The sequence below is a fragment of the Endozoicomonas sp. G2_2 genome, from assembly GCF_017744135.1.
In the GTDB taxonomy this organism is placed as follows: Bacteria; Pseudomonadota; Gammaproteobacteria; order Nevskiales; family Salinisphaeraceae; genus Salinisphaera.
Genome location: NZ_JAGHQU010000018.1, coordinates 12,411 through 34,244, shown reverse-complemented (window position 1 = coordinate 34,244; position 21,834 = coordinate 12,411). Strand labels below are relative to the sequence as shown.

General features: G+C 58.2%; 26 protein-coding genes. 15 read left to right on the top strand and 11 right to left on the bottom strand.

All coding sequences use genetic code 11. From position 1 onward, the window contains the following. Positions 1-93: 93 nt before the first annotated feature. Genes J7355_RS16290 through J7355_RS16270 form a run of 5 tightly spaced genes read left to right on the top strand, consistent with a single transcriptional unit; the run spans position 94 to position 5,876 of the window. Complete coding sequence (locus J7355_RS16290) at positions 94-1,245, top strand: metallohydrolase (protein WP_209064599.1); 1,152 nt, start codon at positions 94-96, stop codon at positions 1,243-1,245. After that, positions 1,238-3,544 (top strand): hypothetical protein, encoded by a 2,307-nt coding sequence (locus J7355_RS16285; RefSeq protein WP_209064597.1) that lies wholly within the window; start codon positions 1,238-1,240, stop codon positions 3,542-3,544. Before J7355_RS16290 ends, J7355_RS16285 begins: the two co-directional genes overlap by 8 nt. A gap of 57 nt (positions 3,545-3,601) precedes the next feature. After that, positions 3,602-3,925, top strand: coding sequence for an IS66 family insertion sequence element accessory protein TnpB (locus J7355_RS16280; RefSeq protein WP_209064570.1), 324 nt, complete (start codon positions 3,602-3,604; stop codon positions 3,923-3,925). Then, on the top strand, positions 3,922-4,284 hold the full coding sequence (tnpB, locus tag J7355_RS16275; protein ID WP_209064568.1) for an IS66 family insertion sequence element accessory protein TnpB: 363 nt from the start codon (positions 3,922-3,924) through the stop codon (positions 4,282-4,284). Before J7355_RS16280 ends, tnpB (J7355_RS16275) begins: the two co-directional genes overlap by 4 nt. A gap of 32 nt (positions 4,285-4,316) precedes the next feature. Then, positions 4,317-5,876, top strand: a complete 1,560-nt coding sequence (locus J7355_RS16270; RefSeq protein ID WP_209064566.1) for an IS66 family transposase — start codon at positions 4,317-4,319, stop codon at positions 5,874-5,876. Positions 5,877-6,373: 497 nt separating this feature from the next. On the opposite strand, the gene J7355_RS16265 is transcribed toward J7355_RS16270, so the two are convergent. From J7355_RS16265 to J7355_RS16255, 3 genes are read right to left on the bottom strand one after another with little or no spacing between them, the layout of a single operon-like run. Beyond that, a complete protein-coding gene (locus tag J7355_RS16265) occupies positions 6,374-6,805 on the bottom strand; it encodes a carboxymuconolactone decarboxylase family protein (RefSeq protein WP_209064595.1) in 432 nt (143 codons plus the stop codon). A gap of 54 nt (positions 6,806-6,859) precedes the next feature. Next, a complete protein-coding gene (locus tag J7355_RS16260) occupies positions 6,860-7,498 on the bottom strand; it encodes an NAD(P)H-dependent oxidoreductase (RefSeq protein WP_209064593.1) in 639 nt (212 codons plus the stop codon). Then, positions 7,495-7,941, bottom strand: coding sequence for a GNAT family N-acetyltransferase (locus J7355_RS16255; RefSeq protein ID WP_209064591.1), 447 nt, complete (start codon positions 7,939-7,941; stop codon positions 7,495-7,497). The genes J7355_RS16260 and J7355_RS16255 overlap by 4 nt, the downstream gene beginning before the upstream one ends. Before the next feature lie 87 nt (positions 7,942-8,028). Here J7355_RS16255 and J7355_RS16250 point away from each other — a divergent pair, with 87 nt between their 5' ends. Beyond that, positions 8,029-9,450 carry a PLP-dependent aminotransferase family protein gene (locus J7355_RS16250; RefSeq protein WP_209064589.1) on the top strand — a complete coding sequence of 474 codons (1,422 nt, stop codon included), beginning with the start codon at positions 8,029-8,031 and terminating at the stop codon, positions 9,448-9,450. 367 nt (positions 9,451-9,817) lie between these two features. On the opposite strand, the gene J7355_RS16245 is transcribed toward J7355_RS16250, so the two are convergent. Both J7355_RS16245 and J7355_RS16240 read right to left on the bottom strand, forming a co-directional pair. After that, a complete protein-coding gene (locus J7355_RS16245) occupies positions 9,818-10,765 on the bottom strand; it encodes an NADP-dependent oxidoreductase (RefSeq protein ID WP_209064587.1) in 948 nt (315 codons plus the stop codon). A 208-nt stretch (positions 10,766-10,973) separates the two neighbouring features. Then, complete coding sequence (locus J7355_RS16240) at positions 10,974-11,930, bottom strand: GlxA family transcriptional regulator (RefSeq protein ID WP_209064586.1); 957 nt, start codon at positions 11,928-11,930, stop codon at positions 10,974-10,976. A gap of 84 nt (positions 11,931-12,014) precedes the next feature. On the opposite strand from J7355_RS16240, the gene J7355_RS16235 reads away from it, so the two are divergent. Together J7355_RS16235 and J7355_RS16230 are read left to right on the top strand one after the other, a co-directional pair. Beyond that, entirely contained in the window at positions 12,015-12,704 is a 690-nt protein-coding gene (locus J7355_RS16235) for a DJ-1/PfpI family protein (protein WP_209064584.1), read from the top strand. Positions 12,705-12,764: 60 nt separating this feature from the next. Further along, positions 12,765-13,322: a cysteine hydrolase family protein gene (locus J7355_RS16230; protein ID WP_209064582.1), complete on the top strand. Its 558-nt coding sequence runs from the start codon at positions 12,765-12,767 to the stop codon at positions 13,320-13,322. A gap of 744 nt (positions 13,323-14,066) precedes the next feature. On the opposite strand, the gene J7355_RS16220 is transcribed toward J7355_RS16230, so the two are convergent. Together J7355_RS16220 and J7355_RS16215 are read right to left on the bottom strand one after the other, a co-directional pair. Then, positions 14,067-14,303, bottom strand: a complete 237-nt coding sequence (locus J7355_RS16220; RefSeq protein WP_209064644.1) for a hypothetical protein — start codon at positions 14,301-14,303, stop codon at positions 14,067-14,069. A 68-nt stretch (positions 14,304-14,371) separates the two neighbouring features. Beyond that, complete coding sequence (locus J7355_RS16215; protein ID WP_209064578.1) at positions 14,372-14,809, bottom strand: hypothetical protein; 438 nt, start codon at positions 14,807-14,809, stop codon at positions 14,372-14,374. 129 nt (positions 14,810-14,938) lie between these two features. Here J7355_RS16215 and J7355_RS16210 point away from each other — a divergent pair, with 129 nt between their 5' ends. Both J7355_RS16210 and J7355_RS16205 read left to right on the top strand, forming a co-directional pair. Continuing rightward, positions 14,939-15,208 carry a type II toxin-antitoxin system RelB/DinJ family antitoxin gene (locus tag J7355_RS16210; RefSeq protein ID WP_209064576.1) on the top strand — a complete coding sequence of 90 codons (270 nt, stop codon included), beginning with the start codon at positions 14,939-14,941 and terminating at the stop codon, positions 15,206-15,208. Then, positions 15,195-15,476, top strand: coding sequence for a type II toxin-antitoxin system YafQ family toxin (locus J7355_RS16205; protein WP_209064574.1), 282 nt, complete (start codon positions 15,195-15,197; stop codon positions 15,474-15,476). Before J7355_RS16210 ends, J7355_RS16205 begins: the two co-directional genes overlap by 14 nt. A gap of 108 nt (positions 15,477-15,584) precedes the next feature. Here the strand turns inward: J7355_RS16205 and J7355_RS16200 are convergent, their stop codons facing one another. Beyond that, positions 15,585-15,740: a hypothetical protein gene (locus J7355_RS16200; RefSeq protein WP_209064572.1), complete on the bottom strand. Its 156-nt coding sequence runs from the start codon at positions 15,738-15,740 to the stop codon at positions 15,585-15,587. 61 nt (positions 15,741-15,801) lie between these two features. On the opposite strand from J7355_RS16200, the gene J7355_RS16195 reads away from it, so the two are divergent. The 3 genes from J7355_RS16195 to J7355_RS16185 are packed head-to-tail and all read left to right on the top strand — an operon-like array spanning position 15,802 to position 18,076. Then, the gene (locus J7355_RS16195; RefSeq protein ID WP_209064570.1) at positions 15,802-16,125 is read left to right on the top strand and encodes an IS66 family insertion sequence element accessory protein TnpB; all 324 of its coding nucleotides are present in this window, start codon (positions 15,802-15,804) and stop codon (positions 16,123-16,125) included. Further along, on the top strand, positions 16,122-16,484 hold the full coding sequence (tnpB, locus tag J7355_RS16190; RefSeq protein ID WP_209064568.1) for an IS66 family insertion sequence element accessory protein TnpB: 363 nt from the start codon (positions 16,122-16,124) through the stop codon (positions 16,482-16,484). The genes J7355_RS16195 and tnpB (J7355_RS16190) overlap by 4 nt, the downstream gene beginning before the upstream one ends. Positions 16,485-16,516: 32 nt before the next feature. Next, on the top strand, positions 16,517-18,076 hold the full coding sequence (locus J7355_RS16185) for an IS66 family transposase (RefSeq protein WP_209064566.1): 1,560 nt from the start codon (positions 16,517-16,519) through the stop codon (positions 18,074-18,076). On the opposite strand, the gene J7355_RS16180 is transcribed toward J7355_RS16185, so the two are convergent. Then, the gene (locus J7355_RS16180; protein WP_209064564.1) at positions 18,002-18,316 is read right to left on the bottom strand and encodes a hypothetical protein; all 315 of its coding nucleotides are present in this window, start codon (positions 18,314-18,316) and stop codon (positions 18,002-18,004) included. The two genes, J7355_RS16185 and J7355_RS16180, sit on opposite strands and share 75 nt — an antisense overlap. A gap of 1,186 nt (positions 18,317-19,502) precedes the next feature. Here J7355_RS16180 and J7355_RS16175 point away from each other — a divergent pair. Both J7355_RS16175 and J7355_RS16170 read left to right on the top strand, forming a co-directional pair. Continuing rightward, the gene (locus J7355_RS16175; protein ID WP_209064562.1) at positions 19,503-19,664 is read left to right on the top strand and encodes a hypothetical protein; all 162 of its coding nucleotides are present in this window, start codon (positions 19,503-19,505) and stop codon (positions 19,662-19,664) included. Between the two features lie 2 nt (positions 19,665-19,666). Beyond that, positions 19,667-19,873 carry a hypothetical protein gene (locus tag J7355_RS16170; RefSeq protein ID WP_209064560.1) on the top strand — a complete coding sequence of 69 codons (207 nt, stop codon included), beginning with the start codon at positions 19,667-19,669 and terminating at the stop codon, positions 19,871-19,873. A 217-nt stretch (positions 19,874-20,090) separates the two neighbouring features. Here the strand turns inward: J7355_RS16170 and J7355_RS16165 are convergent, their stop codons facing one another. Both J7355_RS16165 and J7355_RS16160 read right to left on the bottom strand, forming a co-directional pair. Further along, on the bottom strand, positions 20,091-21,020 hold the full coding sequence (locus tag J7355_RS16165; protein WP_209064558.1) for a hypothetical protein: 930 nt from the start codon (positions 21,018-21,020) through the stop codon (positions 20,091-20,093). A gap of 442 nt (positions 21,021-21,462) precedes the next feature. Next, positions 21,463-21,651 (bottom strand): hypothetical protein, encoded by a 189-nt coding sequence (locus J7355_RS16160; protein WP_209064556.1) that lies wholly within the window; start codon positions 21,649-21,651, stop codon positions 21,463-21,465. Between the last annotated feature and the right edge of the window lie 183 nt (positions 21,652-21,834).

The following is a 21,834-nucleotide window of genomic DNA, read 5'->3' as shown; positions in this document are numbered from 1 at the left end:
CTATAGTTAGTTGACCTATTAGTTTCTTTATGTATAGAGTAATTGGTAATTGGGGCTCTGGCAATTGGCTCCGCGGCACGAGAGGTATTAACGATGGCTGCGAAAATCACTTTCTTCCCCGTCGGCGATGGCGATATGACGCTGATTACGCTGGACAGCGGGCGGACCATCTTGATCGACATCAATATTCGCGAAGCTGCTGATGATCCTGACGATGAGACCTGTGATGTCGCTGGCGACTTACGAGAACGCTTGAAGCGTGATGGTCAAGACCACCCCTATGTCGATGCTTTTTTGCTCAGTCATCCTGATCAAGACCACTGTCGAGGACTGCAGAAGCACTTTCATTTGGGCGCGCCTGAGGAGTATCGACAGGGAAAGATACTGATTCGCGAAGTCTGGTCCTCGCCGCTCATTTTCCGTCGCGCTTCGTCTTCTAATCTGCTATGCGATGACGCAAGAGCGTTTAATCGTGAAGCGAAGCGACGAGTCGAACGCTATCGAGAAGCCGGCGCCACCGTGGGTGATGGCGATCGCATTCTGATTCTCGGGCATGATGAGCACGGCAAGACCAATGATCTTACGGATATTCTTGTCGAGATTGATCAAGTGATCTCGCAGGTGAACGGGCAGCGAGACGCCGGGCTATCCGCACGTCTGCTCGGACCGTTGCCGGGACCTGATCTGCAGGAGGAGGAAGCGGCGCTAACGAAGAACGATTCCAGCGTCGTCCTCCGCTTTCACCTGCGAGCGAGCGGAGGCGAATGCCGGTTCTTAACTGGTGGCGATGCCCGGGTTGGTATTTGGGAGCGCATGTGGAAGCGACATGCGAATCATACCGAGTGGCTCGAGTATGATCTTCTGCAAGCACCGCACCACTGCTCTTGGCGCTCGCTATCACGCGATAGCTGGAGAGACTGGGGCGAACGGGCGAAGGTAAGCCGTGATGCACGTGAGGCATTAGGTCAGGCTTTGTCCGGGGCTCACATTATCGCCAGCAGCAAACCAGTGACTGATGACGATAATGACCCGCCTTGTACTCGCGCTAAGCGGGAGTACAAAGACATTCTTGATCCGGTTTCCGGCGTGTTTAAATGCACCGGTGAAACGCCGAAGCCGAGCAAGCCTGCGCCTATAGAGTTCGAGGTCGATCGCGATGGACTTTGCTTATCAACGGTAAAAGCCGCGGCACCGGCGATTATTGCCAGCGATGCCGGACGAGGAGATCCGTTGCCGCATGGCTGAAGCTCAGGTTATTGAAGAGGAGCTCCCGACCCTTATTCAAGCCGCGTTAGCGAGGATACGGCAACACCCTCATGTTATTCGTGCGAACGTGCACGCTGATTCGACTAAAGAATTCCCGCAGGTTGATTGTTTAATACAAGTCAACTTACCAACGCAATGGCGAGCCCAGGGCCAAAGTCCAAGCGGCGTGAAGCTGGAAGAGCCTATCCGCCTGATGTTTTCAGCGACGTATCCTCAATATGCGCCGCTGGTCACGCTACGACCTGAATTTAATCGCAATTTAGCGCACATCCAACCTGGAGCCGAGCAAGAGGCTCCCGAGCCCTGTTATTTTGAGGGCGATCCTCGCGAGCTCATTGCCCACCGAGGTATCGACGGCCTGCTGAATCAGGTCGTCGATTGGCTGCACCGAGCGGCCAAAGACACGCTTATTGATCCTAACCACGGTTGGGAGCCGGTTCGACGTGATCGTCTGGAAGACATAGTGGTTTTGGACAGGGCGGCCTTGCGGAACCGCATAAAGTCCCGTGGTGGTTATAGCTTTTTAGAAACTGGCTATATGCGGTGTGTGCCGGAGAAAGGCAATCGTCCTCATAAAGGCTTCCTGCTAATGGCCCGCGTGACTGACAACGCCTTGCCGTTGGATCAGCGGACGGCGGACTGGATCGTCGAATCGCCTGTACAAGCTCAATCTGCTATCACCCACGGACGGACCCTCACCGTCCTCGTTTTTGCGGCGAAAGCATCAACTGGCGCGCCGATTATTTGTGATCGCTACGAGCCCGAAACTGTTGCCGATCTTCAGACTTTAGCAGGGCGAGCTGCGGACTATGGCTGCCGCACAGAGCTAATGGAGGCTCTCTCATTGGTGTCACGACGGCTTTCAAAGCGAGCTCAAGACTTGGGCAAGGTGCCGTTATTCATCATTCTCGTGGCCAGACGCCCTATCACGGTGCTTGGGTCGAATTCCGACATCGAACTTATCCCGTACTTTCTCCAGGTCGATAAGGAGTTCACATCAGAGCCCTCAATCGAGGTTCCTGTTTACCCAGTGGCATTACACGATGCGATCTCTAAAAACCTGCTTGCCGAATTATCGGGCGTTGCGCTGCCAGCGGACATATATCCGTTGGTCCAAGTTGGTGCTGGCAGCGTCGGCTCTAAGATCGCTACGCATCTTGGCCGTGCTGGCCTTGCGCCCCAGGTGGTTATCGACAAAAAATGCCTGTCGCCTCACAACAGTGCTCGCCACGCGTTGACACTTCCAGTCGACGATTACGGCCTTACTTGGCTGTCACCGAAGGCCGATATCATGTGCGCGGTTCTAGCTGGCCTCGATCAGCCAGCTACGGCAATACGGCAAGACGCTGTCGGCTGGCGATATGACCGACAGGCGTTACGTCGCTCCGTGCCGCGAAATACCTCTGTAATTCTGAATTCAACCGCATCGCTGGCGGTTCGTGAAGCGTTGGCAGCGATTCCCGAGGAACAATTGCGTGCCCGGATAATCGAGAGCGCACTTTACGGGCAGGGGCATCTTGGGCTTCTGACGTTGGAAGGGATGGAGCGTAATCCGAACACCGCCGATTTAACTCTTGAGGCGTACGCCCTCGCGCGCGCGGACGACGGCTTACGGCAGCTTCTCCTTCAGCATGAATCACAGATGAGTCGTCAAGCGGTAGGGCAGGGGTGCGGCACGACGACAATCGTCATGTCCGACGCCCGTATCTCGCTCTTCGCGGCGGCCATGTCGCAGAAACTTATTGAGTGGCGAACTGATCGGTTGCCAGAGCAGGGTAAACTTTACTTAGGCCAAGCCAGCCAGGATGGCATGAGCTTGGCGTGGGCCAGCGAATCGATTAAGCCTTTCAAGGTCATCGTGCCGGAAAATAACGACCAGTGGCAGATCCGAATATCTCCACGGGCACACGAGAAGATACAGGAAGACGTTGGAAGTCATGCGAGCGTGGAAACTGGCGGCGTATTGATTGGCGCACTGTCCAGTCTGCGCCGTACGATCACCGTCATCGACGTGCTGGATGCGCCCGAAGACTCCCAACGGCGGCGAGAGCGATTCATTTTAGGCCGGAGCGGCTTAGTAAGCGCTTTGGAAGAGTATGCCGAGTCGAGTGGTTATACTCTCTATTGCGTGGGGACTTGGCATAGCCATCTAAGCAACAGCGGCGCTTCTGCCATCGATCATGAAACCGTCGAGACCCTGTGCGATCGTATCCAGTCGCCAGCACTCGGGCTAATATGTCTGCCCGACGGCTATACAGCCATCGTGAAAGAAGGCTAACGCTACTAAGTAAGCGGTTAAACGAAGACGTTATTCTCGCCTGAGTACGCGCTAGCTATGGTGACTCTCACCGCCATCACCCCGAGAGTCATCGCCATGTCGCATTCGCCGCGCCAGAAACACACGCCCGAACAATGGCAGCAGCTGATTGATGCCCAAGCCGCGAGCGGCCAGAGCCAGGTCGCCTTCTGCGCCGAGCGCGGTCTGTCCAAAAGCTCATTTCAACACTGGAAGCGGCGTCTGCGGACGAGTCAGGCGCCTGTATCGACACCGTCCGCCCTGTTTGCCCCGCTGGCCGATGAGCCGGGGAATACCGACAGCGGCTGGACGATCGAACTGGATCTGGGCGACGGCGTATGCCTGCGCCTGCGTCGTCCATGAGAACGCCGGCCACGCTGTGGCTGTGTACCCAGCCGACCGACATGCGTCGCTCGTATGACGGGCTGGCGGCGATGGTGCGTCGGGAACTCGGCAGCGATCCGCTGAGCGGCCAGGGCTTTGTCTTCGTCAATCGTCGGCGTACGCAGCTCAAATGCCTGTACTTCGAGGCGGGCGGTTATTGTGTCTGGAGTAAGCGTCTGGAAGCCGGCCGCTTCGGCATCAACCGCACGGCGTCATCGCCGGCCGTAGCGCTATCGCACACCGCCTTTGAGGGGCTGATCGAAGGCCTGGATCTGGTGATCAAAAAACACCGCAAACGTTGGCATCCGGGCGTTTCAAGGGCACTGAATCGGGTATAATAATGACTTGAAACCGATGAGGAATCAGGCGTTTGACCGCGACCGTTCCGGCACAGCAATACGACGATGCGCTCGCGGATATGGCCGCGCTGCGTGAACGTCTGACCGCGGTCGAATCACAGCTTGAAGCCACCCAGCACCAGCTTGACTGGTTCAAGCGTCAGCTGTTCGGCGCCAAGTCGGAAAAGCGCGTCGAAATCGATCCGGCGGTCCAGGCCAGCCTGTTTACGGGCCTGATCGAGGATACGCCGGCGCCGCCGGCAACCGAAGCCGTCGAGATCACACGCCGCAAGAAAACACGCAATGGCGCGGTTAACGACACCGGCCTACGCTTTGACGATTCCGTGCCCGTGCGCGTGATCGACGTTGCACCCCCCGAAGGCCTCGAAGACGGCGAAGTCATCGCCACCCACAGCACCTTCCGCCTGGCCCAGCGGCGTGCCAGTTACGAAGTACTGGAATACCGGGCCCCGGTGATCAAGCCGCGGAATAGCGCCACGCCGCAGACCACGCCCGTACCCGGCGCGATCTTCACCGGCAGTCTGGCCGACGCCAGCTTCCTGGCCGGGATGCTGGTCGATAAGTTCGCGTTCCATATCCCGCTGTATCGCCAGCATCAGCGTCTGGCCGCCGGCGGCATCCAGCTGGCGCGCGCGACGCTCACCCAGCTGGTCGGTCGCACCGCGGCCTTGCTGTCGCCGATCCATGCCGCGCAGCTGGAGCACGTGCTCGAAAGCCGGGTTCTGGCCATGGACGAAACACCCATCAAGGCCGGGCGCGCCGGCGCCGGCCAACTCAAGGCCGCCTACTTCTGGCCGCTGTATGGCGACGCTGACGAGATCAGCTTCACGTTTGCCGCGACGCGCGCACGAAGTCATATCGAAGCCACGCTGGCCGATCATTTTACCGGCACGCTGATCACCGACGGCTACGGCGCGTATGCGCGCTATGCCGACAACCGCCCGGGCGTGACCCACGCCCAGTGCTGGGCGCATACCCGACGATACTTCGAACGCGCGCTGGACAGTGATCCGCAGGCCCAGCAGGCGCTGGCGCTGATCGGCGAGATCTATCGGGTCGAAGCCGAGATCCGAGACAAACGCCTCGAAGGCCTGGCTAAGCAAACGGCGCGCTCGCAGCACAGCGAACCCGCGGTGCGCGCCTTCTGGCGCTGGTGCGATGTGCAGTGCCAGCGTCTGGATCTGGAGCCGAAACATCCGCTGGCCAAGGCCGTCGCCTATGCGCTCGAGCGCCGGGGCGCGCTCGGGGTCTTTTTGACCGATCCGGATGTGCCGATCGACACGAATCATCTGGAGCGCGGACTGCGTCCGATCCCGATGGGGCGGCGCAACTGGCTGTTCTGCTGGTCCGAGGTCGGCGCCGAACACGTCGGCATCATCCAGAGCCTGATCAGCACCTGCCGGCTGCACGGCGTCGATCCCTACACTTATCTGGTCGACGTGCTCCAGCGCGTGGGCGTGCATCCGGCCAGTCGGGTGGCCGAACTGACCCCGCGGCTATGGAAAGACCACTTCGCCGACAATCCCATGCAATCTGATATCGATCGCGTTGGCAATAACGTCGGGGAATGACCGGTTACGCTACTAAGGCGTTAAACAGCTTTCGAACGCCAGGAAGATGGCGGTGTAATGTCAAGATGGCAGAGTCGAGACGTCCGGCTGTCTGGGTCATCGTGATAATTGGTCCTTTTATTGAAGCGGCGGCTACCGCCTTATCGATTTTGGATAGCGCCGTAAGACGGCCTCAATGCGTCCGCGTGCACGGGCCGCTGTCAAGCCGGCTATCATCTGATTTTCGAAAGAAGGTCAGTAGGTGGAAGATGCACTCGAAATGGCTGGAGCAGACCGAAGCGTAAATTTCTGTTTAGGATCGCAATTGGTCAGAAGCATTCAGTGGTCAAGCAACTCTAGGGCGGTGCTGAAAAACTCTCGCAATAAGCTGTTAGCGGTAGGAAGTAGCGTCGTCGAGATTCGTAAGTTGCTGAGTTTACGTTTTCGAAATCTCCGCCTAACCATGCACTTAGAAAACTTCACGACTTTTTCAGCAGCTCCCTAGTCGCCTCATAACACTAGAGCCTCATTCCTATTGCGAGACGATTGAACGCATTCATAAGCGCTGTTCCAAACGTGAGATCGGATATCTCGACATCGCTGAAATGCTTTTTAAGCGGGGCGTAAATTTCTTCCGGTGCTGCAGTTTCCGCTACATGGGTTAAGCATTCAGCCCATTCGAGTGCGGCTTTTTCGCGATCAGTAAAGTGATTACTGACGCGCCAGCCCGCGACACTATCGATTTTCTGGTTTTCGATGCCGCGTTCTCGCAGCAGTTCCGAGTGCATTTGCGTGCAGTACGCGCAGCCATTGATCTGCGAGACTCGCAGGTTGACCAATTCAATCATGCTGGAACCAAGCGGACTTTTTTCCAATGCTTTCTTGCTTTCTAGAAACCCTTGGTATGCGCCTGGTGAAAGCTTGTTGTATGGCAGACGTAGGGTGGACATGAGATCTCCTTGACCGATTTCGCTGGTGAATTCAGTGCCTTCGAAAACCAATCGTCAGCGATTGGCTCGTCGAGCGTAGTCGTTGTGCCGATCCAGTAATCCGGCGTTCTGCAGTTGGCGCCGGGTTGCTCGCAATGCCGACGCGACCGCGGACTCGCCGGATGTCAGGCCTTCTAGATAATGAAAGACAACGTCGTATATGCCGATCGTCGCGAGCACATGCTTCACGTATGGAGATAGAAAGTCCGGCTGCACGGCATGCTCACTGCAATGGAATCCGCCGGAGCTGACCAGAATGGTGGTCGGACGATCGGTCAGCAGTCCGACTTTTCCGGTTTTGGTGCTCGTGAATGAGCGGTGAATACGAACCACGTAGTCGATCCACAGTTTGAACGCCGCCGGTACGCTAAAATTGTGCATTGGCATAGCGAGCAGCAGCGTGTCGCTTGACTCTAGTTCACTGATCAGCTTCTCTGATAAGGCGAACCGATCGTCGGTATGGGCCGCCCCGCTTGTCAGTGCGGTGGCGTAATTGTCATCGAGCGGGGGCAGTGGATCGCTCGTCAGATCGCGCTCGATCACCGTTGCGGGAAGGGCGCCGCGCTGGGTGTAGTCCAGTATGTCGAGCCCGAGCTGGTAGGCGTGGGCGTGCCGTGCGTAGGGGCTCGAATGTATGAATAGCGCGCAAGTCATGGCGTGCACCCTTCCGTAAGGTTTTCATAGAACCCCACGCTTCGTGTGAGCATTCCTTGCCGGAAATAGAAGCGTTGTGCCAAGGACATGCTCAACCCGGTATCCAATACCAACTGCCGGCATTTTTGTTCGATTGCTCTGCTGCGAGCGAAGCCAAGTAGCTGCGTGCCTATTCCGCTACCACGGTGTTCGCTATGCACGACGAGATCATCGACGAATAGGAATCGCCCATTCATCAGGTTTTCGCAGACTCGATAGCCCAGAAGAGCGCAAACATCTTCCGCGCGCCAAGCGGCATACAGCTGATAACCATCGCTTATCTGTCGTCGAACCTGCGTTGTGAAGGCTGTAGCGTCCGTGAGATGCGGCCGCAGTTCACGCATCACTTCGAAACAGCGATGGCAGTCTTTCTCGTCCAATACTGGCACAATCTCAAAAATCATAGGATGTGGCCCCGGCTCTCGAATGACACATACTGATGTCGAAATGACCTAGGCAACAGAGCCAAATTCGATTCATTCGACTGGGACATGAGCTTGCGCGAACACTTGGACACAGATCGGCGTTTAGATACGCCGCTCCATCGACAGCTCTATCACCGCTTTCGAGAGGCAATTGCCGCTGGTCGGTTCCGGCCTGGCGACCGCGTGCCTTCGATTCGCGCGCTGGCGAGCGAGCTCAACTTGGCGCGTGGCACAGTGGAGCTGGCTTATCAGGAACTCGCCACCGAGGGCTATCTTCTATCTCGCGGTGCCGCAGGCACTGTTGTGTCGCCGCACTTGGTTCCTGAGCGAATACCACTCGCTGTCGCTCAAACGGCGGAGGACTTGCCGCAAAAGCCGGAAGAAGTAGGGCGGTTACAACCGATGCCGTTCCAGCTCGGTTCGCCTGCACTAGACGCAGTGCCCATTCGACTATGGCGGCGCCTGATCACTCGTCGTCTCAAGATGTCCGATACGGGCCTGCTTAGCTACCCTGATCCGCGTGGTGATCTTGGTTTGCGCCAAGCACTGGCCGGCTATCTCGGCGTTTCTCGCGGCATTGCCTGCGATGCTGACCAGATCATCGTTACTGCCGGCTACTGCGACTCGCTGAGTCTTATCTGTCGCACATTGCTGCGCCAAGGTGATGAGAGCTGGTTTGAGGAGCCGGGCTACTTCCAGGCGCGGTATATGCTTGAGGCTGCGGGTGTGGTCTTAACGCCGATCGATGTCGATGACGGCGGGATTAATGTCGACCTGGGCCGAAGTAAGGCCGAGCGTGCGCAGATGGCGGTTGTAACGCCGACGCATCAAAGCCCCACTGGTGTGTCTTTGACGCTGCCACGTCGCCAGGCTCTGCTCGAGTGGGCTAACGACAATGAGTCTTGGATTGTCGAGGACGACTATGACAGCGAGTATCGCTACCGAGGCCGGCCGATTCCCGCATTGAAAAGTCTCGATCGGACCGGTCGGGTGCTCTACGCCGGTACTTTCAGCAAAGTTCTATTTCCCGGATTACGACTAGCCTATCTCGTCGTGCCGCCATCGGAAGTCGTGCGCTTTGGCGAGACGCTGAGCCGTTACGGTCACGGTTGCCCACAACTTCCACAGGCAGCGTTGGCGGACTTCATACGGGATGGGCATTTTGCACGTCATCTCAAACGGATGCGTGCTTTGTACGCGCAACGTCGAGGCTATCTGCAGCGGGCGCTGCAAACAGCGCTGAGCGATCGCTTGTCTGTCGAGCTACAGGCTGGCGGTATGCACCTTCTGGCTCGGTGCGTCGGCGAAGAGCGCGACGTCGAATTGGCTGAGCGAGCGAAAGGGGCCGGTCTGAAAGTTGAGGCTCTTTCGACGTGGTTCGCCGACGATACCGACCGGGCCGGCCTGCTGCTGGGTTTCACCAATATCGCCTCTGAGGAGGATGCAATTCGTCTTGTCAGTGAGCTCAAGCGAGCATTCGACGATTAATGCGGAAATCGATTTAGAATCTTCGCTTCTTACCGCCTCAGTAGAATAATGACGGAATTTTTTCGAGGCCGCTGTTCTAGGCCGTCATACTATGCTGGATTATTCACGTCCATTCGCGGACCAAAACGCCTTTAAGTGTGCCAATGACGCGTCACACGTCATCCAATACAGAATTCAAGCAGTGGTGGAGGTCGCTAAAGCATCGTAAAGCTAGGATTATCGTCGCCGTAGCTTCGCGGTGTCGCTAGAAAAGCAGTAACGGCCCGGCCCAGGCAAGCGAATGCGAATCGACTGGTTACTTGATCATTGCGCAAACTACGCGCGTTCTTGGCGTATGTCGTAACGCTGAGATGAAGCTGAGGCGAGCTTACGGTCGGATCACAATCTTTCCGACGGTCCGGCCAGTTTCGATCTGCTCATGGGCAGAAGCGGTCTCGCTCAAATCGAATACTTTCGACACATGCGGTGTAATTACGCCGTCGCCAAGCAGGTTGGCAAGCTCGGACATGTCGTTGCCGCTTGGAAAGACATTCATGAAGTAGTTGACTTGGAGTTTTTTAGTATCGGCAGCGTTTTTGGCGTCTTCCTCTAATCCCGATGGCAGGTTGACAATCGTCCCCCCGCGCCGCATGACTTTGACGGTTCTTTCGAAGTGCTTACCGCCCTGAGTTTCAAGACAAAAATCGATATCGCTCAGCGTCTCCTCGAAATTCACGGACTTGTAGTCTAGGTGTTGATCGGCCCCCAGGGATTCGACAAACGCTTTATTGCGGCCCGACGAGGTGGCGATGACATTTGCGCCAAGGTGCTTGGCTATCTGCACGGCAAAATGGCCGACGCCGCCACTTGCCGCGTGAATCAGAACCGTATCGCCGCTTCGGAGATGGCCAAAGTGCGTAAAGGCTTGCCAAGCGGTCAGAGCAGCGAGCGTCGATGCCGCCGCGGCTTCATAACTTATGCCGGTGGGTACAAGGGTAATATCACTTGCCGGAGCCGCCACGTATTCGGCATAACCATTGGGCGGATTCGGGAAACAAATCATGCCGAAGACGGCGTCACCCTCGGTAAATCGATCTCTTACATTCGAGCCCACTTCGACGACATCGCCGGCGATATCCCAGCCGAGCACGAGTGGCAGGTGGGCGCGTAACTTGCTCGCCAAGGCGCCACCCTGGCGAGTTTTGACGTCTACCGGATTAACGCTGACAGCGCGTGTCTTGATCAGCACTTCCTCGCTGTCGCAGCTCGGCTTGCGATGCTCTACGACGCGAAGATTGCTTGCAGGTCCGAACTCATCAAACGCGACCACTTTCATTGCCAATCTCCGATTAAAAATAGAAGCACAACAGCGCGCATCGAATGTAGGTCTGATGTTGTGCCGCTTCGTCACGGTACAGCGATCGCAGATCGGGAACAGGGTGAAATGCTTTTCCGTGACATGTCGTCACGAGCCGGCGCGCTCTGCTTTGATAGATGCAGCTTACATCTATAAAACGTGAAAGACATCCTGCTAACGCTGGTTTTCAACGAGGCTTGGTATGTGTTCGCGCGGCCCGCCGTATCGTCTGGGGTGACAGGCCATACCAGCGTATGAACGCACGACGCATGCGCTCTGAGTCGCCGAACCCGATATCGATCGCGACCTGCTCGATCGGGCGGTCGTGCTTTTCGATACGCTGGCGTGCTGCTTCGGCGCGGAGCCGCTCGACTGCTTTTGCCGGCGTTTCTCCGGTTTCGCGACGGAATACACGCGCGAACTGTCGGGGGCTCAAGTTCGCGACGGCGGCGAGATCGGGGGCTTTCAGCGGCAGCTGGAGGTGTGTGCGGATATGGTCCAGGACACGTTGGATGCGCTCGGACTCGGGCGTTAATTCGGCCATTCCGGAGAATTGAGATTGGCCGCCGGGTCGCCGGTAATAGACCACGAGCTCGCGCGCGATATCGCGAGCGAGATCATCGCCGTGATCTTCGGCAACCATCGCAAGCGCCATGTCGATTCCCGATGTGATGCCCGCCGATGTCCAGATCTGACCGTCTCGAATGAAGATCGGATCGGGTTCGACGCTGATTCGTGGGTAACGTCTTCTCAGTTCCGCCACCCGGGCCCAGTGGGTCGTGGCCCGTCGGCCATCGAGCAGGCCGGAGGCGGCCAGAATGAACGCGCCCGTACAGACACTTGCCACGCGGTGACTTTTTTCGCAGATCCGCCGGATCAATTGCTGGTCGGGCCGCGTGACCACATCGGTATTGCCGCCTCCCACGACGATGAACGTATCGAAGAAGGTATCGAAGCGTAGACGATCGGATTCCACTGCGAGGCCCGCGCTATTTTCGATCTGGCCGCCGACCGCAGATACGACCCGCTGCTGATAGACAGCGTCCGCCGACAGCGCGCCAGCGGTCTGAAACACCGACATCGCGCCGGCGAGATCGAGTATCTGATACCGGGGGTATATAAAGAAGCCGACTTGATGCGGCATGGCTGAAAAAGAGGGAAATACGTCGTTTCAGCCTAGCACCGACAGCGCTAACGTGCTTCAAAAGCTCGGCGTAGGTAAGCGCTCATGATTCAACCCGTCCAGACCGTCTTTCCGATATACCCCGGCCTCACTCCGCTGGATTTTGCCGGTCCGCATCAGTTCCTGAGCCGATGTCCCGGGTGCGAGGTGATTGTGGCCTCGAAAGAGGCCCGATCGATTCAGCTGGACGGTTTCACGCTCTCGGGCCTGACAGATCTGAGTGATATCGAGGCCTGCGACATCCTATGTGTGCCGGGCGGTTTCGGGTGCCTGGACGCGGCTGAAGACGCCGAGTTCATGGCTTCGATCCGGCGATTGGCGGCCCGTGCGAAATACGTCACGTCAGTCTGTACCGGATCGCTGATTCTGGGCGCTGCCGGATTGCTCGTTGGTAGGCGAGCGGCCTGTCACTGGGCGTGGAGAGATATGCTGACTTGCTTTGACGCCACGCCGGTCGCAGAACGCGTGGTTTGCGACGACCATCTCGTGACCGGTGGTGGCGTAACGGCCGGTATCGATTTCGCTCTCACACTGATCGCAGTTATTTTCGGCGACGAAGTCGCACAACGGATCCAATTGCAGTTGGAATACAGCCCCTGTCCGCCATTCAACGCCGGCTTGCCTACAACTGCGCCTGGGGAAATCCGCGACTCTGTTCAAGCCGATCTGGACCGCCGCCTTTTGTCGCTGAGGCGCCAAGCCGAAAAGCTCGGTGCATTGCGCAACAATCCGTGATGACTTGGTTACGCGTCGATGGATTTCGCGTTTCTAGCCAAGAACCCAAGTGAGAAAATTATGGACCACACCGCCTTGATCCTAATCGACGTTCAAAATGCGTTCGACGATGCTATTTGGGGCACACGCAACAATTCTTCAACCGAACAGAACATGGCCAACTTACTTCAGCTATGGCGATCTAGGAACTTACCAATAATTCACATCAGACACCGATCCGCCAACCCAGACTCACCTCTCAATCCGGACTCGCCAGGATATGCCTTCAAGACCGAAACCGCACCCTCAAACGATGAAGTCGTTTTCACAAAATCTGTCCACAACGCGTTTCTAGGCACGGGCCTAGAAGCATACCTTCGCGATAATGACTTATTAAAGCTCGTAATCACCGGATTTACGACTGATCATTGTGTTTCGACCACGACACGCATGGCAAGTGATCTTGGCTTCACGGTTCGGCTGGTTGCCGACAGTACCGCGACATTTGATCGAAAGGACATAAGGGGCGAGTCAATTACTGCTGAACAAATCCATCGAATTAATTTAGCTAGCTTAAACGGGGAGTTTTGCAAAGTCGTCAGTACAGATGAGGTTATGTCTAGTTTCGCGTATTCTTGAACGCCGCACGCCAGGGCGGTCAGTCTTTCAGCGATGTCGCGGTTGGTGCCCTAGCTACAGATACGATCGATGTAGAGCGCCGAGTGCAACGCCGTTGGCAGACGTGCTGTTCCTGATAACGGGTTCTCACCCTCGAAGCACGCCGTCCGGCCGCATTGAGCTGTACTCGTATGAGATTGCTGGCTTCGGGTATGACGACTGTTCACAATATCCATCATGGATAGAGCCTACGGAATGGCTTGGCAGTCGTCGTGAGGCACCGTTTCCGCTCTACCTGCTGTCACCGCAGCCGGCGAACCGCCTCCATAGCCAACTCGATAGCGTCGGCGACAGTCAGGCCGATAAGATCGACGGATGCGAAATCGCCACGTTCGCCGTAGAAGACGCCAGGAGTCGCGGACTTTGCGAGGGTGATATCGCTCGGCTGTTCAACGAGCGCGGCGCTTGTCTGGTCGGCGTATCCGTCAGCGACACGTTGATGCCTGGCGTAGTAATTCTGCCAACCGGCGCCTGGTTTACGCCGGGCACGGACAGTGCCGGGCGAAATCTCGAACGAGCCGGCAATCCTAGGGGTTCTGCCCCGTTTCCGCGGACGGTTGCGAACGGGTTAAGGAATACTCCCGGTCTCATGTTTTCGACACCGACACCTGGGGCGAACGTCTCGCCGTACGGCGCTTATCGTTTGTCCGACACGCCCGCCGGGCTCAAATCTCGCGGCTTGTCCTCGAGTCAGACGGGTGACAATTACCGAGAGGTGTCTTGCGCTTGGCGGGCGATTTCGAACCACTCCTGGCCCAGTCGCCCAATCATGGCAATGGTATCGCTGTAGCCATCACTATCCGTGAAACCTGCCCATTCATGGTGCCCTGCGACGATCGCACCCGCAATCTGCTCACCCGTGGAGGCACAGTCCTTATCAGAACCGCGACTGGCACTCATCGCGTTGGCGACGCTGAGTATCCTGTAGATGCGACTATCCATCAGGCCATTTCCGTGTCATCGGATTATCGAGCATACGTGCTCATCTCCCGTCTATCGATTTCGCAGACTCAGGACTTCCGCGCCTCATCGCTCGCATTCGGCGCGGACTCGGCGTCCCGATGCCCTGCGCGCAGCTCGAGGCCGCGCTTGATCACATATACGACCAGCGCGACGACGAAGAACACGAGCAGCAGCCAGGCGATGCTCGACAGTGTCCCGATGAGCGTGCGATAGACCTCGAGTATCCAGCGATCGCCTGTGAGCGCAAGCGCCTGCGTCTCGCGTAGCTGGGGTGTGATATAGCGCTCGATCTGGTCGATTCGCACGCCGCCCGAAACCCCGACGACACAGATCGCGAAATAAAGATAGCGGCGCCACGAGCTGGCCATCTTGCCGGGTGTGATCAGATCCATGATGCCGGTGATCGAGCCGTTGAACAGGCGTGCAACGACCGCGCTCGTGGCCAGCGCAAGGCCAAAGGTCACGATAAGTAGTGCAATGAACATGAGGCAAATCCAAACATGTGAAATCGGTCAACGCTTGAAACGGGACACATCGCGCGAATCGGTAACGTTTCGGTTGAATATGTAGTCACAAAAGGACTACAGTATTGGTAAGGTTACTAACGGACTCTTGTGATGAGCACTGCCAACACTTATGTGCGCGCCCGTATTGACGAGGATACAAAGGCACGCGCTTCTGAAGCGCTTGAGGCCATGGGACTGACTGTTTCTGATGCGATTCGTTTGTTGCTGCTGAGGGTCGCTGACGAGCATCGTCTGCCTTTTGATGTAAAGGTGCCCACTGCCACAACACGCGAGGCCATTGCCGAGCTTGAGGCCGGCAAGGGGAGGCGCTTTGAAACGGTCGATGATCTGATGGCCGACCTGCATGCGGACGATTGAGCGATCGTCCGCCTTCAAACGCGATTACAAGCGAGAAGCCAAGGGAAAGCATCGGAACACGCTGGATAAGATGCTCGAGGCTGTGTTGACGGCGTTGGCCACGGACCGGCCTTTGGCTGCTCGATATCGCGATCACAGCCTAAGTGGCAACTGGGCAGGCTATCGTGAATGTCATATCAAACCCGATTTGCTATTGATTTACTGGAGCGCCGATGATCACACGCTTCGGTTGGCACGACTCGGATCACATAGCACGCTTTTTGGCTGATACCTGAGAGAAAATAACAGCTCTATCAGAGGTCCGACCGGCCAGACGCGGGCGATAAAATCGGGCCAAACACAGTTGCGGATTTCAGCGAACGTATCGGACTCATGCTCACGTATGTTTCCTTGATGCTCGCCGCGCGGCCGCGGCGCGTTCCTTTTCCAGCCGGTCAATTATGCGCTGACGCTCCGTGGCCAGCGTCTGCGCGGTCGCACGTTCGGCCACGCACATCTCCAGCTGTGCCGTGACCTCGTCGCGGCGGGTCAACGCCGTTTCCAACGTAAGCGGTTAAACGAAGACGTTATTCTCGCCTGAGTACGCGCTAGCTATGGTGACTCTCACCGCCATCACCCCGAGAGTCATCGCCATGTCGCATTCGCCGCGCCAGAAACACACGCCCGAACAATGGCAGCAGCTGATTGATGCCCAAGCCGCGAGCGGCCAGAGCCAGGTCGCCTTCTGCGCCGAGCGCGGTCTGTCCAAAAGCTCATTTCAACACTGGAAGCGGCGTCTGCGGACGAGTCAGGCGCCTGTATCGACACCGTCCGCCCTGTTTGCCCCGCTGGCCGATGAGCCGGGGAATACCGACAGCGGCTGGACGATCGAACTGGATCTGGGCGACGGCGTATGCCTGCGCCTGCGTCGTCCATGAGAACGCCGGCCACGCTGTGGCTGTGTACCCAGCCGACCGACATGCGTCGCTCGTATGACGGGCTGGCGGCGATGGTGCGTCGGGAACTCGGCAGCGATCCGCTGAGCGGCCAGGGCTTTGTCTTCGTCAATCGTCGGCGTACGCAGCTCAAATGCCTGTACTTCGAGGCGGGCGGTTATTGTGTCTGGAGTAAGCGTCTGGAAGCCGGCCGCTTCGGCATCAACCGCACGGCGTCATCGCCGGCCGTAGCGCTATCGCACACCGCCTTTGAGGGGCTGATCGAAGGCCTGGATCTGGTGATCAAAAAACACCGCAAACGTTGGCATCCGGGCGTTTCAAGGGCACTGAATCGGGTATAATAATGACTTGAAACCGATGAGGAATCAGGCGTTTGACCGCGACCGTTCCGGCACAGCAATACGACGATGCGCTCGCGGATATGGCCGCGCTGCGTGAACGTCTGACCGCGGTCGAATCACAGCTTGAAGCCACCCAGCACCAGCTTGACTGGTTCAAGCGTCAGCTGTTCGGCGCCAAGTCGGAAAAGCGCGTCGAAATCGATCCGGCGGTCCAGGCCAGCCTGTTTACGGGCCTGATCGAGGATACGCCGGCGCCGCCGGCAACCGAAGCCGTCGAGATCACACGCCGCAAGAAAACACGCAATGGCGCGGTTAACGACACCGGCCTACGCTTTGACGATTCCGTGCCCGTGCGCGTGATCGACGTTGCACCCCCCGAAGGCCTCGAAGACGGCGAAGTCATCGCCACCCACAGCACCTTCCGCCTGGCCCAGCGGCGTGCCAGTTACGAAGTACTGGAATACCGGGCCCCGGTGATCAAGCCGCGGAATAGCGCCACGCCGCAGACCACGCCCGTACCCGGCGCGATCTTCACCGGCAGTCTGGCCGACGCCAGCTTCCTGGCCGGGATGCTGGTCGATAAGTTCGCGTTCCATATCCCGCTGTATCGCCAGCATCAGCGTCTGGCCGCCGGCGGCATCCAGCTGGCGCGCGCGACGCTCACCCAGCTGGTCGGTCGCACCGCGGCCTTGCTGTCGCCGATCCATGCCGCGCAGCTGGAGCACGTGCTCGAAAGCCGGGTTCTGGCCATGGACGAAACACCCATCAAGGCCGGGCGCGCCGGCGCCGGCCAACTCAAGGCCGCCTACTTCTGGCCGCTGTATGGCGACGCTGACGAGATCAGCTTCACGTTTGCCGCGACGCGCGCACGAAGTCATATCGAAGCCACGCTGGCCGATCATTTTACCGGCACGCTGATCACCGACGGCTACGGCGCGTATGCGCGCTATGCCGACAACCGCCCGGGCGTGACCCACGCCCAGTGCTGGGCGCATACCCGACGATACTTCGAACGCGCGCTGGACAGTGATCCGCAGGCCCAGCAGGCGCTGGCGCTGATCGGCGAGATCTATCGGGTCGAAGCCGAGATCCGAGACAAACGCCTCGAAGGCCTGGCTAAGCAAACGGCGCGCTCGCAGCACAGCGAACCCGCGGTGCGCGCCTTCTGGCGCTGGTGCGATGTGCAGTGCCAGCGTCTGGATCTGGAGCCGAAACATCCGCTGGCCAAGGCCGTCGCCTATGCGCTCGAGCGCCGGGGCGCGCTCGGGGTCTTTTTGACCGATCCGGATGTGCCGATCGACACGAATCATCTGGAGCGCGGACTGCGTCCGATCCCGATGGGGCGGCGCAACTGGCTGTTCTGCTGGTCCGAGGTCGGCGCCGAACACGTCGGCATCATCCAGAGCCTGATCAGCACCTGCCGGCTGCACGGCGTCGATCCCTACACTTATCTGGTCGACGTGCTCCAGCGCGTGGGCGTGCATCCGGCCAGTCGGGTGGCCGAACTGACCCCGCGGCTATGGAAAGACCACTTCGCCGACAATCCCATGCAATCTGATATCGATCGCGTTGGCAATAACGTCGGGGAATGACCGGTTACTTTCCAACTCCTGCGAGATCGCCGCGAGCTTTTCGATCTGATGGTCACGTTCACCTTCGACGACCTTGATCGACTCTGCCAGGCCCTTTGATTCCATCTCCGCCGCATGGATGCGTTCATGGGCGCGCTCTTGTGCCGCGACATGTTGCTGCGCTTCGTCGCGGGCCTGCGCACGTATCTGCTCTGTTTCGCGACCTGCGACGGCCTCATTCTCATTGCGCTGGCGGGTCACGTAGTGGCGAACTCGGGGCTGCCCACCAGACTCGGCGCGAGTTGTACTTGAAATTGCCGACGTGCGTATTGTCTGCGAAGCCGCTTCCCTTACGCGTGCCTGACATTTTGTCTTGTACGTGCCGGCTCAATGCGCACACGAGTCGATGAACGTAATCGGGTGACGCGCCGTGACCGCACAACATGAACTACCAAGTTATAAACGTAGCTCATAACTGAATTCGCCATAGCGGTCTTATCGGGGCCGCACCGTCTTACTACGATGGCAAACGTTCAGCGAGACTGTCGTCGCCTTCTCTGCCTCGCGCGGGACATATCCGGCGTTCGGCCTCGCTCTCTAAACGCTTTTAGTTCTGTAGATGGTGCAGGCACGGTTGTGTTCTCCGCGTAGGGATAAAGCGTGCGCTAGAAGACCGTGGTCTGCGATCAGGGCAAATCGAATCATGTTGTGTGACGTTGCACGACCGGCTGGGGTGACGGGTGAGCATCTGCGGTTCCTGCAGATACCATCGTGTTTTCTTGCCCGAGGGCCGACGTGGTTTTTGCGCCGTTGTGTCTGCGAGATTCACAGATGGTGTCGTGTCGTTCTGGTGCGTTGGTAGAGGATGCGACTTTCTACAAGTGCCAGTAATTAAAGGAAAGGCGACGTCCGAACGGTTGTTATCGGACCGCAATCCGTTTGTCGCCATTGAGTACGAGTGTCGTATCGACCATGGCAGCGTCTCCGAGGTGTGAAAAAACGAGCGGTGTATTGGATCCGATGACGCGGTCGTGATGAACGCGATCGACCACACGCTGCCGCCGAGTTGGACACAGCTCGAACAAGCCCGGCCCCGCGTGCGCATCGTACGCCGCCGTTACCCGAAGGCCCCATCTTCCTCACGGTTGAGCGCGTTGATAACCGGAATGATTTGAGGCGCGCTCAGAGATTCTATGCGTTGCGCCCGAATATCCAGGCCACGTACAAGAAGACGCCGGCGCCGCTGAGCAGAGAGATGATGGGCACGTATTCAACCACGTATTCAGCCATGATCCGTCCCCTGATTGTTGATCAGTGCTTCAAGAAGAAACGACAGCATGAAGATGCCATAGAGCGGTCCAATCTGCACGATGGCGCCAAGCAACCATGAGTAGGGGGGCTGGCAGATGGGCCTTCGGTGACAAGCCATGCGATGAGAGAAAACGAGATGACGCACAGCATCAAGATCAACGCACGCAGCGTCGCGATCAACTCTTTGGTGCGCTCCACCGGCGGTAGTGGCGCGAAGGCCATTGCGCTCTTGCACTTTGATTCAGGTGGTTCGGGCATGACGGCTATGGCTGGCGTCTCACAGCTGATCGGAGCGTGACGATGAGTGTATGGCAGAACCTGCTCGCGGCCGGACGCGAGTTGACCGTTGTAACCGAACGCGTCGATCGCTTGCGCGCCGAAGTGGACGAGTTGCATCCGTCGGTAACGACCCACACCGAACGCCTCATCCGTATAGAAACGTTGATCGACCTGGCGCGAACGCCAGCGCCAGCTTCCGAAGTAAGGCCAGCTTATCTTTCCCTTTGACGCCGTTCACGTGGGCTTCACGCTAACGGCCGTGGCATGAATCGACAGCGCAGGGTAGCCGCCCACACTCAACCCGGCGCCTGCACCGTGAGGATGACCACGTTGACCGGTACACCGGGAAATGCGTCGCGATAGACGCGTAGACCAGGTGCGAAGCATTCATCGAGTGTGTAATCGCGCACAATCTCTTGGCACGCATGCGCATCGTACGCCGCCATTACCCGAAGGCCCCATCTTCCTCGCGGTTGAGCGCGTTGATGACCGGAACATGATCGCCGGCACGCAGCCGGTCCAGGGCCGACTCGCCATCAAACGCGTCGCGCGGGCTGTTCAGCCACAGCCATGCCGGCCAGCCGTTACCGTGAATCGCGACCACCTTGTCCAGGCCGGGCAACCAGGTCGGGCCGCGTGGCCCACCGTCGGCGGCGAACTGTGTCCTGGGAAAGACCACGCCGCCAACTTCTTGCGACAGGCCGATGATCCGACCGGCCTTGTACCGGTTGTAGATCGTCGTATGCGAGGCCGTCAGGTAATCGGCCATCTCTCGGGCGGACAGCATCTGCTCACCTTGAGTCGCCGCCGGGTCAGGTGGCTGCGTTCGTGCATCCAGTTTCCCCTGCGCCTGCTCGCGTGTGAGAAAGCCCGGCCCGATATTGTCGTGTGGCCCATCCGTTGGCTCGGACGTTACGCGGGATACAGCTGTCTTTATGATCTTAAAGGCGCGATCTAGCGGCGTCTGACCCGGCCGCTGGGTCGAATACGTCAGGTCGGTGAGGGCCCCGGACGCTGCCGACCGGGGCATGTCGGCCTGCATCTTGCGCCCCAGATCGAAGAACGCGATGACCGGCGCGTTCGTCGACGCCAGGTAATCCACTTCCTGTCCCATCGGCGGGTTCATGCGCTTTTCAAGACGCATGATTTCAGCGATCAATTCGCTGTGTTGCTGAACCGCGCCCACCGCCATGGGGTCTCGTGGAGTCCGGGCAGCCTGTGTCACAGCGTCAGCCTTATGACTGAGATTCTCCGCGACGAGGATCATGACCAACCGGCCGATCAATATCTGCCGGTCTTCATCGAGTCGGGCGAACTGGGAGTCAAGCCATGAAGTCAATTCATGGCCGCGGTCACTTACACTTTGAGATGCCATGACCCCTACCTCCTTGGTACGTCTGACATCGGTATAGTTCACCGTGCAATAAACACTGTCAAAATTGTAAATATTGTTCAGCGGTGTCGCACACGCCGGACTGGTTGATAGACGGCCGACGCACGCGCCATGAGGTCAGAAGTCGCGCGAGACGTGATGAGTTAGCCGAACACGCGAGCATGCGTGACGTGTTGCGGTAAGGCCGAGAGTCGGTGCTCGCGCTCAGCCGCGATTCCCCGATGCCACCTCGACCTGTTAGCGCTCGACCTCGGGTCGTACCGACACGGGGCGTCAGCCGCTGACGCGTTTGACTTCAGGCAGCTCGTCCCGTGAGGCGCGTTTCGCCGATTCAAAGTGCAGGGGCCATGGTCCCGCCGCCCGATGGATCGGCCGAGCGAAGAGTCGGGGGCCTCGATCACGGCATTCGACGACCTTTCGCCGATCAGGTCATCCACCCTGGGATCAGGACCATCAGTAGCGCATCCAGCAGGATGATTTCACGACCCAGAGCGGCTGCATCAAGCAACCCACGAGCTTGCGGGTATAGGGACCAATGACTGCGGCCAGGTCCGGTCAGCCCTGCAAGTTTGGTTTCGTGGCGCAATTGTGTCGTCCGATCGTGATCAATCATGCCGAATCTGTTCATGCGTTAGGCGACGCCCGGAATGATAGCGAGGCACGAACAACGTGTTCTTACACAGCGCAATATATTCGATCGCAAGATTTTGAAGCCGATCCGAGATGCGCTCAGAGGTTCGATGCGTTGCGCCCGAATATCCACGCAACGTACACGAATACGCAGGCGCCACTCAGC

Coding starts and splice junctions, on each gene's coding strand:
- J7355_RS16290 (WP_209064599.1), top strand. CDS start 94: ATGGCTGCGAAAATCACTTTCTTCCCCGTCGGCGATGGCGATATGACG.
- J7355_RS16285 (WP_209064597.1), top strand. CDS start 1,238: ATGGCTGAAGCTCAGGTTATTGAAGAGGAGCTCCCGACCCTTATTCAA.
- J7355_RS16280 (WP_209064570.1), top strand. CDS start 3,602: ATGGTGACTCTCACCGCCATCACCCCGAGAGTCATCGCCATGTCGCAT.
- tnpB (WP_209064568.1), top strand. CDS start 3,922: ATGAGAACGCCGGCCACGCTGTGGCTGTGTACCCAGCCGACCGACATG.
- J7355_RS16265 (WP_209064595.1), bottom strand. CDS start 6,805: ATGTCCACCCTACGTCTGCCATACAACAAGCTTTCACCAGGCGCATAC.
- J7355_RS16260 (WP_209064593.1), bottom strand. CDS start 7,498: ATGACTTGCGCGCTATTCATACATTCGAGCCCCTACGCACGGCACGCC.
- J7355_RS16255 (WP_209064591.1), bottom strand. CDS start 7,941: ATGATTTTTGAGATTGTGCCAGTATTGGACGAGAAAGACTGCCATCGC.
- J7355_RS16250 (WP_209064589.1), top strand. CDS start 8,029: ATGAGCTTGCGCGAACACTTGGACACAGATCGGCGTTTAGATACGCCG.
- J7355_RS16245 (WP_209064587.1), bottom strand. CDS start 10,765: ATGAAAGTGGTCGCGTTTGATGAGTTCGGACCTGCAAGCAATCTTCGC.
- J7355_RS16240 (WP_209064586.1), bottom strand. CDS start 11,930: ATGCCGCATCAAGTCGGCTTCTTTATATACCCCCGGTATCAGATACTC.
- J7355_RS16235 (WP_209064584.1), top strand. CDS start 12,015: ATGATTCAACCCGTCCAGACCGTCTTTCCGATATACCCCGGCCTCACT.
- J7355_RS16230 (WP_209064582.1), top strand. CDS start 12,765: ATGGACCACACCGCCTTGATCCTAATCGACGTTCAAAATGCGTTCGAC.
- J7355_RS16220 (WP_209064644.1), bottom strand. CDS start 14,303: ATGGATAGTCGCATCTACAGGATACTCAGCGTCGCCAACGCGATGAGT.
- J7355_RS16215 (WP_209064578.1), bottom strand. CDS start 14,809: ATGTTCATTGCACTACTTATCGTGACCTTTGGCCTTGCGCTGGCCACG.
- J7355_RS16205 (WP_209064574.1), top strand. CDS start 15,195: ATGCGGACGATTGAGCGATCGTCCGCCTTCAAACGCGATTACAAGCGA.
- J7355_RS16195 (WP_209064570.1), top strand. CDS start 15,802: ATGGTGACTCTCACCGCCATCACCCCGAGAGTCATCGCCATGTCGCAT.
- tnpB (WP_209064568.1), top strand. CDS start 16,122: ATGAGAACGCCGGCCACGCTGTGGCTGTGTACCCAGCCGACCGACATG.
- J7355_RS16175 (WP_209064562.1), top strand. CDS start 19,503: ATGACGCACAGCATCAAGATCAACGCACGCAGCGTCGCGATCAACTCT.
- J7355_RS16170 (WP_209064560.1), top strand. CDS start 19,667: ATGAGTGTATGGCAGAACCTGCTCGCGGCCGGACGCGAGTTGACCGTT.
- J7355_RS16165 (WP_209064558.1), bottom strand. CDS start 21,020: ATGGCATCTCAAAGTGTAAGTGACCGCGGCCATGAATTGACTTCATGG.
- J7355_RS16160 (WP_209064556.1), bottom strand. CDS start 21,651: ATGATTGATCACGATCGGACGACACAATTGCGCCACGAAACCAAACTT.